This window comes from Actinosynnema sp. NPDC050436 (assembly GCF_040655415.1).
In the GTDB taxonomy this organism is placed as follows: Bacteria; Actinomycetota; Actinomycetes; order Mycobacteriales; family Pseudonocardiaceae; genus Actinosynnema.
Genome location: NZ_JBFAJV010000035.1, coordinates 1,674 through 4,853 on the forward strand (window position 1 = coordinate 1,674; position 3,180 = coordinate 4,853).

Consider the following 3,180-nt stretch of genomic DNA (forward strand, 5'->3'; position numbering starts at 1 on the left):
GTGGTGTCTGGTTGTTCTTTGAGAACTGCACAGTGGATGCGAGCATCTTTGTGGCAAGTTATTAAGGGCATACGGTGGATGCCTTGGCACCAGGAGCCGATGAAGGACGTAGGAGACTGCGATAAGCCTTGGGGAGTTGTCAACCGAGCTGAGATCCAAGGATTTCCGAATGGGGAAACCCGGCCCCAGTCATGTGGGGTCACCCGCGTCTGAACACATAGGGCGTGTGGAGGGAACGCGGGGAAGTGAAACATCTCAGTACCCGCAGGAAGAGAAAACAACCGTGATTCCGTGAGTAGTGGCGAGCGAAAGCGGAAGAGGCTAAACCGTATTCGTGTGATACCCGGCAGGGGTTGCGTGTGCGGGGTCGTGGGACCTGTCTGATCGTTCTGCCGGACGGTCGAGGAGTCATAAAGTACTGTGGTTAGCGGAACGTGTCTGGAAAGCGCGGCCGTAGAGGGTGAGAGTCCCGTACGTGAAAACCCGGTACCTCCTGACGGTGTTCCCAAGTAGCAGCGTACTCGTGAAATTCGCTGTGAATCTGGCGGGACCACCCGCTAAGCCTGAATACTCCCTGGTGACCGATAGCGGACTAGTACCGTGAGGGAAAGGTGAAAAGTACCCCGGGAGGGGAGTGAAATAGTACCTGAAACCGTGTGCCTACAATCCGTCGGAGCCTTTCGGGGTGACGGCGTGCCTTTTGAAGAATGAGCCTGCGAGTTAGTGCTGCGTGGCGAGGTTAACCCGTGTGGGGTAGCCGTAGCGAAAGCGAGTCCGAACAGGGCGTGTGAGTCGCGTGGTCTAGACCCGAAGCGGAGTGATCTAGCCATGGCCAGGGTGAAGCGTGGGTAAGACTGCGTGGAGGCCCGAACCCACCAGGGTTGAAAACCTGGGGGATGAGCTGTGGTTAGGGGTGAAAGGCCAATCAAACTCCGTGATAGCTGGTTCTCCCCGAAATGCATTTAGGTGCAGCGTCGTGTGTTTCGTGCCGGAGGTAGAGCACTGGATGGTCTAGGGGGCCCACAAGCTTACCGAAATCAACCAAACTCCGAATGCCGGTACGTGAGAGCGCGGCAGTGAGACTGCGGGGGATAAGCTTCGTAGTCGAGAGGGAAACAGCCCAGAACGCCGGCTAAGGCCCCTAAGTGTGTGCTAAGTGGGAAAGGATGTGGGGTCGCTCAGACAACCAGGAGGTTGGCTTAGAAGCAGCCACCCTTTAAAGAGTGCGTAATAGCTCACTGGTCAAGTGGTCCTGCGCCGACAATGTAGCGGGGCTTAAGCACACCGCCGAAGCCGTGTCATTCAGCAGCAGTGCTGGATGGGTAGGGGAGCGTCGTTCAGCCGTCGAAGCGCCGGAGTGATCCAGGTGTGGAGGCTGGACGAGTGAGAATGCAGGCATGAGTAGCGAAAGCAGAGTGAGAAACTCTGCCGCCGGATGACCAAGGGTTCCTGGGCCAGGCTAATCCGCCCAGGGTAAGTCGGGACCTAAGGCGAGGCCGACAGGCGTAGTCGATGGACAACGGGTTGATATTCCCGTACCCGTGTGAACGCGCCCATGGCGAACCTTGTGATACTAACCGCCCGAAGCCCGCTCCGATCCTTCGGGTGAGGAGTGACGTGGAGCGCGGGACCTGAACTTGTAGTAGTCAAGCGATGGGGTGACGCAGGAGGGTAGCTCCGCCAGTGAGTGGTAGTACTGGTGTAAGCGTGTAGGCCGCAGCATAGGCAAATCCGTGCTGCACGAGGCTGAGACGTGATGCATAGCCGATTGAGGCGAAGTAGGGTGATCCCATGCTGTCGAGAAAAGCCTCTAGTGAGTGTTCATGCGGCCCGTACCCCAAACCGACACAGGTGGTCAGGTAGAGAATACCGAGGCGATCGGGCGAACTGTGGTTAAGGAACTCGGCAAAATGCCCCCGTAACTTCGGGAGAAGGGGGGCCGAGGGATTTGAAGCCCCTTGCGGGCTAGGATTTTTCGGCCGCAGAGACCAGCGAGAAGCGACTGTTTACTAAAAACACAGGTCCGTGCGAAGTCGCAAGACGATGTATACGGACTGACGCCTGCCCGGTGCTGGAACGTTAAGGGGACCGGTCAGCTCTTCGGGGCGAAGCTGAGAACTTAAGCGCCAGTAAACGGCGGTGGTAACTATAACCATCCTAAGGTAGCGAAATTCCTTGTCGGGTAAGTTCCGACCTGCACGAATGGCGTAACGACTTCTCGACTGTCTCAACCACAGGCCCGGCGAAATTGCACTACGAGTAAAGATGCTCGTTACGCGCGGCAGGACGGAAAGACCCCGGGACCTTTACTATAGCTTGGTATTGGTGTTCGGTTCGGCTTGTGTAGGATAGGTGGGAGACTGTGAAGCGGCCACGCCAGTGGTTGTGGAGTCGTCGTTGAAATACCACTCTGGTCGTACTGGATGTCTAACCTCGGTCCGTGATCCGGATCAGGGACAGTGCCTGGTGGGTAGTTTAACTGGGGCGGTTGCCTCCCAAAGGGTAACGGAGGCGCTCAAAGGTTCCCTCAGCCTGGTTGGCAATCAGGTGTCGAGTGCAAGTGCACAAGGGGGCTTGACTGTGAGACCGACGGGTCGAGCAGGGACGAAAGTCGGAACTAGTGATCCGGCCATGGCTTGTGGAAGCGTGGTCGCTCAACGGATAAAAGGTACCCCGGGGATAACAGGCTGATCTTGCCCAAGAGTCCATATCGACGGCATGGTTTGGCACCTCGATGTCGGCTCGTCGCATCCTGGGGCTGGAGTAGGTCCCAAGGGTTGGGCTGTTCGCCCATTAAAGCGGTACGCGAGCTGGGTTTAGAACGTCGTGAGACAGTTCGGTCCCTATCCGCCGCGCGCGTAGGATACTTGCGGAAGGCTGTCCCTAGTACGAGAGGACCGGGACGGACGGACCTCTGGTGTGCCAGTTGTCCTGCCAAGGGCATTGCTGGTTGGCTACGTTCGGAAGGGATAACCGCTGAAAGCATCTAAGCGGGAAGCTCGTTCCTAGATGAGGTATCCCACCCTTTGTGGGGTAAGGCCCCCAAGAGACTATTGGGTTGATAGGCCGGAGATGGAAGGTCGGTAACGGCTGGAGTTGACCGGTACTAATAGGCCGAGGACTTGCTCACAAACATGCTACGCATCCACTGTGCGGTTCTGAAAGAACCGAACCGGACCA

The 3,180-nt window shown here is 57.3% G+C and carries 1 rRNA gene; it reads left to right on the forward strand.

From position 1 onward, the window contains the following. Positions 1-51: 51 nt before the first annotated feature. Positions 52-3,130: ribosomal RNA gene (locus tag AB0I60_RS37420) — 23S ribosomal RNA — on the forward strand. The last annotated feature ends 50 nt before the right edge of the window (positions 3,131-3,180 follow it).